The sequence below is a fragment of the Corynebacterium sp. KPL1814 genome, from assembly GCF_000478175.1.
Taxonomy (GTDB): Bacteria; Actinomycetota; Actinomycetes; order Mycobacteriales; family Mycobacteriaceae; genus Corynebacterium.
Window position 1 is genome coordinate 364,181 of sequence record NZ_KI515777.1, and the last position, 6,089, is coordinate 370,269.

5 protein-coding genes are annotated in these 6,089 nt (G+C 55.4%); 3 read left to right on the top strand and 2 right to left on the bottom strand.

The window, feature by feature from the left end; genetic code table 11:
* Positions 1 to 7 precede the first annotated feature (7 nt).
* On the top strand, positions 8 to 247 hold the full coding sequence (locus tag HMPREF1257_RS09680) for a peptide transporter (protein ID WP_232208548.1): 240 nt from the start codon (positions 8 to 10) through the stop codon (positions 245 to 247).
* An 83-nt stretch (positions 248 to 330) separates the two neighbouring features.
* On the opposite strand, the gene mobF is transcribed toward HMPREF1257_RS09680, so the two are convergent.
* Complete coding sequence (gene mobF, locus HMPREF1257_RS09685) at positions 331 to 4,767, bottom strand: MobF family relaxase (RefSeq protein ID WP_034659525.1); 4,437 nt, start codon at positions 4,765 to 4,767, stop codon at positions 331 to 333.
* 207 nt (positions 4,768 to 4,974) lie between these two features.
* Here mobF and HMPREF1257_RS09690 point away from each other — a divergent pair, with 207 nt between their 5' ends.
* Positions 4,975 to 5,370 carry a hypothetical protein gene (locus HMPREF1257_RS09690; protein WP_034659523.1) on the top strand — a complete coding sequence of 132 codons (396 nt, stop codon included), beginning with the start codon at positions 4,975 to 4,977 and terminating at the stop codon, positions 5,368 to 5,370.
* Positions 5,371 to 5,411: 41 nt separating this feature from the next.
* On the opposite strand, the gene HMPREF1257_RS12310 is transcribed toward HMPREF1257_RS09690, so the two are convergent.
* Positions 5,412 to 5,576, bottom strand: a complete 165-nt coding sequence (locus tag HMPREF1257_RS12310; RefSeq protein ID WP_156904636.1) for a hypothetical protein — start codon at positions 5,574 to 5,576, stop codon at positions 5,412 to 5,414.
* A 278-nt stretch (positions 5,577 to 5,854) separates the two neighbouring features.
* Here HMPREF1257_RS12310 and HMPREF1257_RS12020 point away from each other — a divergent pair, with 278 nt between their 5' ends.
* Positions 5,855 to 6,034, top strand: coding sequence for a ribbon-helix-helix domain-containing protein (locus HMPREF1257_RS12020; protein WP_084529672.1), 180 nt, complete (start codon positions 5,855 to 5,857; stop codon positions 6,032 to 6,034).
* Positions 6,035 to 6,089: the final 55 nt, after the last annotated feature.

The following is a 6,089-nucleotide window of genomic DNA, read 5'->3' on the forward strand; positions in this document are numbered from 1 at the left end:
GGGGTAGATGATGGCAATTCCAAAGGTTAAGAATAAGGCGCGAGAAGAATCGTCTGGAAATAGGTTGGAGAGCTCGCCTTCAACAAAGATGTTCGCTCAAGCTAATGATAAAGCGACACGACTTCAGTTGTACGTCCGTGATCGACAATTGATTAAAGAGCTCAAGCTCGCCGCAGTGGAAGAAGAGAAGAGCATCTCCCAGCTTTTTGAAGAGTGGGCAACACGATGGCTCGAGGAAAGAAGCTGATTGCCCGGTGTATATACCTACATACGCACATGTGTATGTAGGTATATACACATGCATCTCTAGAGCTTTGACCTCACTGTTTTCTAAAGCTCTGGGCCCTGTTCTTCTTCAAGATCGTCGGTGGGGGCTTGTCCCTCGTTGTCGTGGTTGTTGCTGTGGGTAGTGATGATGTGCGGTGCGTCGTCTAGTCCGAGACTTGCGATAAAGTCCATGCTTGCTTGTGCGCCGGGGTGGAGCTTCGGTTCTGGGGTGGTCTCAGGTGCTGGTGGTTCTTCCTCCACCTCGTTGTAGGAGGTATCTGGCTCGTCATAGTCAGTGTTGTCCGGTTCGTAAGCAGCGGCGATGGTATCTGCCATCATCTCGCGGACTGCCTCTTGAGCAGGTTCATCTATGCCAAGGCGGCGTAGTTCGTAGGTGCGTTGTGCGGCCAGCAGGTTTACTTCATCAGCGATATAGCCTGCATGGTCGGCAACATCGTGAGGGATTTCTTCTGCACGCAAGCGCGTAGCAATATCAGCACGGTCGGCGAAGTCCATTTTCTCGCGGCGAATGGTATCGAGGCGCTGTTGCAGTCTATCGGTGTGCTCGCTGTCGTGGTGTTCGGCTTCGCGCAGGCGTTTGTCCCATTCTTCTTGATCGTCGGCACGGTAGCAGATTTCCTCCCACAGACCTGACTCCGGCAGGTTAGCGCCGGTATCTTCAATGGCCTGCTGGGCACGCTTGCGCTGCTGTTGGGCCATATCAAGGCGCGTGTGCGCCTGGTCTATGCGCTGTTGGTAGGTGCCATAGCCCACGGCGTCGTGGTCGTAGGCTTGGTCTGCAACCGGGCGGGTGTAGTCCTCTGCCAGTAGGCGCTGGTGCTCAATGTCTGCCAGGGCAGCTTCTTCTTCACGAAGGGCCGCACTGTGGTCTGCCATAGCCTGCTCATAGGCGCGAATACGCGCAGCATCAAGTGCTATCTGCTGATAGTTAGCCTTTACCTCGTTGACAGCGGCATTCTTGTCTTCGTGGAGGCGAGTAGTAATACTTGCTTCCTGCCAAGTAAGAGACTCAACTTTCGAGCGCGCAAAGCGTGCGTGCTCTGCCAGCACAGACTGGTTAAGCCGGTTGAGGTTGTGTTCTTGACCTGTAAGGCGGGTGGTCTCCGCGCGGTCGTAAGGGTTGTGGGTGCGAAGCCAGGTATCGAGTTCCATGTCCGCATGCCTGGAGATAGGTGGTAGTTGGTTGCGTTTGCCCGTATCAAGCTGGCGGAGCTGTTCATCTAGGCGGTAGCGGATAAGCCGTGCCGGATCATGAGCATTGTCAATATCGCGGGTAGCCGAGTCCATGACGGTACGCGGGTCAATGCCTGCATCAATAAGCTGTGCCCAGCCATAGCAAATAGGTGCGACACCGTCGTCGCTGGCTTCAATCTTTCTAGCAAGATCACCGGGCAGGGTGTCGATCCAGTCGGGTAGGTAGGCGTCGATGAAGTCGTTGGTGGCTTCGTCTTTGCCCATAAGCCACAGGCCCATGATGCGATCGGGTGAGGTTTGCTCGTCTACGACGTCGGCGATGACCTCGCGTGCAGCCTTCGGGCTGTTATCGCGTGAGATTGCCTTATTAAAGACGTCCCTAGCACTCGGGGCGTGGTCTATTCCTTGGTAGTGGTAGTGGCCTTCTTCGGCAAGTTCATCTAGCTGGTGTTCGGTGACCGCATAGATGTGGTTGACGATTTTTCCTCGGGTGAGTGCAACATACAGCCCTGCCCTATCGACGTGGTGGTCGATGACGGCGCGGGTGCAGTCCACGGTGCTGCCCTGGGCGCGGTGGACGGTAGCGGCGTAGCCTAGCTGCACATTGCCTCGTACGTAGTCTGCTGGAAGGCACAGCGCCTCGCCGGTGGTTTGGTTGCGGGCGGTGATACTTCCGTCATCGGCAATGGCAGTAACGGTAAGCAGCGTGCCGTTGTTAATACGGGTACTGGTAGCAGTCTCATCGTCGTAGAAAGTCTGGTTTTTACGCGCCAGAATCGTATCGCCTACGCCTGCTTTTTCGCCTCTAGAAAGCTGGGCTTCCACGGTGGTGTCAACAACGCTGTGAGCGATGTAGTGGGCGCGGATTGTCTCGTTGAGTTCTGCCACATCGCGGTTGGTAGCAGCAATAAGAAGACTGGTTTTACCGCTAGAAATATCTGCCAGGTAGTCTGCTGCGGCCTTATCCAGCATGTCGCCGCGTGCGCCGCCATTGACCCAACCACGCTCTAGATAGAAGTCGAAAGTAGACGAATCTCCTTCACGCAAGCGCAAGCTGGTAGCAGATTGCTCACTATCTCCGCCGAAGCGTACGACTTCGGATAGTTGGTTATCGGTGCGGTCTGCGGCGTTGACCATAGCGCCGAAAAGTCCGCCGTTTTCGACCGCGCCGAGCTGTTTATGGTCGCCGATAAAGCGCACGACTGCGCCTGCCTCTTCGGCAATTTCTAACAGTGACCCGATGTTAGGAGTAGAGGCCATGCCGGCCTCGTCAACGATTATCATATCGCCTGCGTTAATGGATACCGGAAGGTCTTTAAGACTATGGCCGGGCTTTGTCGGGTGGTTACCGCGCCAGGTGTAGGTGAGTTTGTCGATGGTAAAAGCGTCAAAGCCTAAGTCTTTCGACAACACCTCTGCCGCCTGAGCAGACGGGGCCAAGCCAATCACGTTGCGGCCTTCATTGGCCCACACGTTGGCAACCAGACGCATAGATGCGGTCTTGCCGGTACCTGCCGGGCCTACGCCGGTAGCGGCCAGTGTGCCGCAGGTAAGGAGGTAGCGCGCCATGGATTCCTGCCCTGTGTTAAGGCGGAACTCAGCCTCTGCTTCGTGCTCTTCTAGTGCTGTATCAATCGCTGCAGACGGTGCGAATGCAGCCACCGGCTCGTTGAGTGCGCCCAGTGCTTTGTCTTCGGTATCGAGAATGTCCTGGGTGGTATAAAGCTCACTATCAGCGCGGGTATCGCGGGCTTTACCTGCCGCGTTTTTGAGTGCTTCGGGTAGTTCCAGGACGTCAAAATCGTTCAAGGAAATGGCCTTATCGCGCACAATTGCTTCCACCACAGTGGCGTGGATAAGGTCGCGCTCGGCAAGTGAGGCGAAGCGATAGCCCTGGAGTTTTCCGCCCGCCGCAGTAGCTACATGCGAGGCGCGAAAGTAAGAGCGACGCCTGGTAACTGTGTCTAAAACCTCGTCAATAAGACCCGGAAGGTGTTCCTCTGCGTGAAAGATTGGACGCTCATCGCGGCCAGAATCTGCGGCAAGTTGGTTGATTGCAGCGAGTTCTTCTGCCCCAGTATCGCGGGCAGAAACTTCCGCTTTCCAGCCTGCTCGAAGCTCTGTGAGGCTTTCTGGTTCACGCTTCGCGTCACGGGTTTCCAAGATAGCTTGCTGCCACAAACGACCCACCTCAACCGAGTTAGGGGTTGCGCCACGCTCGGCAACAAACTCTTCCACCAGTCGCTTGTAGACCGGCTGTGCGCCGCGTCGACGCTTAGAAAACGACTCCATCAGCGAGGCGGAAATACCGTCGATTTCCCACGTGGGTTCCTTATTTGCCCCGTGGTCACAGGCGGTGAATGTGTAGCCCATCTCGTTAGAAAGCAGGGTGTTCAAGATGGAGTCATAGCGGTGAGAAATAGCCTGAGCCTGCTTATGTAGTGCCTTGGAATCAAGCGATAGCCAACGTCCATCTTCGGCTTGAACCTTGTTGGATACCAGCACGTGCGAGTGCAGATCAGGGTCTCCTGCGCGCGTATCGTAGTGCTTAAACTCGGACGCAATAACACCTTTTGTCTTGATTTGTTCGCGCCCTTGCTTGCCAGAGCGAGTGAAGATCACGTTGTCTTCTGCCCACGCTATAGCCTCACTCACGGCCTGGTGATGAAGCGCCTCAATACGCCGCGCGGTCTTCTCATCGGACAACGCCCACGCCACCGACACGGACTTAGCGGGCGAAAACGTCAGGTCAAAACCTGAGACAGACTGACGCACATTGTCTTTTAATCCGTTGACCCAGTTGACGACTTCCCGGCCCGATTGCGGCTCGACTCCGTGTTCTTCAATGAAGAACTCCCGGCCAATATCCTGGACTAACTCGGCTCGCTCCTGCTTGCTCATCAACGTGCCAGTTGTCTGCCTATGGCGGCGTTCCGCGTCACGTAAAGCGACCAAAACCGGGACATCATTCGTGAAGTTAGCAAACGGACGACCCAGCTGGACGTCCTTGATTTTCTGCCCCTCGGACATCTTCATATCCGCATCTGGGTGCAGACCTTCGCCGTACAATGCGGCCATTTGAGACTCGGTAACTTCCCCACCTTGGGCGACCGTTTCGGTGTTCAAACCGGCCAACCCAGCACCTAGCCAACGACCTGTCGGGGTTCCTTTCGCGTCGTAATACTTCGACAAACTTGGCGCGTCTGTCGGCCCATCATTGGTAGCCACAGAGCGCAACAGGTACTCATAACCTGTTCCGCTGTTGACTACGCGCAGGGTCATCATGCGCCCTAGTCTAGCAGCCAAAACCCGATTAACACTAAGAGTGCCAATAGTGTGTTGTGGAAAGGGCGCTCGCGCCCGCCGTGACAGGCCTACAGCGCTGTCGAAAGCCTGCAGGGATAGTCCACTGCTTGCTTCCGATTACGCCGAACTTCCCGCGTGGTGTTTGTGTCAGGAGCGGGGCGGTGTGTTCGCTGGCATTGTGGGTTTATGGTTACCGCAAGTAGAAGTTTGAAGAAGCGTCAGGAACTGCGTCAGCATCTCGAAGAAGGACAGCGTAAGCTGCGCGACCGGAAAAAGAGCACCAACTCGTTGCTCAGCCTTATTGATCAGCGAGACGAGTTGAACGGAAAGATTGGTGAAGTCTCACAGTCCATTATCGACCTAGGCGAAGCTAAGGAATTTGTGCGCGAGCTCGTCGGTATGAGCCAGCGAGATTTCAACGCAATGCTCAAGACTGCTAAGGAGTCTTCTCCTAGTGTGAACGATTCGCCTAGAGAAGACGAGTCGCATACTGGCGACAGTGAGTGCCAGGACGATGACGAAGCCGCCAGCGCCCTCAGTGGCGCTGACGGCGATGGTGACCATGACAATGGTGGCCAGTAGTCAGTAGAGACAAAGACAGTCTTCGGCATTGGTGACAGCGACTACTGCTGTTCGTTCGGGTCGTAGTACTCGCCGGGGTTGGCGGGCGCGTCTTCATACGTGTTGGAGTATGGCGAGTCGTTGGTCTCGTCCGTGGCGCGCTCGTAGTGGTCGGCCATGGAGCCAATCATCACGCCGACGAAGGTAAGGAAGTACCAGATGATCACCCAGGCGATCACTCCACCGATGGCTCTGATGATTCCTGCCACCAGTCCTGCGCGCCGTATCTGGGCAATGAGCATCCAGGCTGGTATGGCGATGAGTGCTAGCTGCCGGGCACGTGGTTGGTGATTCGATAAAGGGCAGTGCGTCCATGGGGTTGTCCTTCCTCCCTCTCTTTGGTGCGTGCTACCCATGGTGCCATTGAAGAGTTTTGAAAAGACTCCACCAGTCTCGCAGAGAGTAAACATTGTTTACCATTGCTGCCAAAGAGAGGATCCTGCACATGAAACAATCTCCCCACCCTTCCGGACGTGTGGTGTCTGTACGGATGCCAGACGAAATCATTGAACGACTCGACACTCTCTGCGATAGGACAGGACGTAGTCGAGGGTTCTACTTAAAAATGGCTATTACAGCCATGCTGAGCGTGTCAAGTTGTTTGTGTGTGGGGCTAGGTTTATAGGTATTTGTCGAAGCGGGCGGGAAAGGCTACGGCCATTTGGTTGATGGCTTGTTTC

Excerpts from the sequence above, each read along its gene's own strand:
- HMPREF1257_RS09680 (WP_232208548.1), top strand. The coding sequence starts at position 8 with ATGATGGCAATTCCAAAGGTTAAGAATAAGGCGCGAGAAGAATCGTCT.
- mobF (WP_034659525.1), bottom strand. The coding sequence starts at position 4,767 with ATGATGACCCTGCGCGTAGTCAACAGCGGAACAGGTTATGAGTACCTG.
- HMPREF1257_RS09690 (WP_034659523.1), top strand. The coding sequence starts at position 4,975 with ATGGTTACCGCAAGTAGAAGTTTGAAGAAGCGTCAGGAACTGCGTCAG.
- HMPREF1257_RS12020 (WP_084529672.1), top strand. The coding sequence starts at position 5,855 with ATGAAACAATCTCCCCACCCTTCCGGACGTGTGGTGTCTGTACGGATG.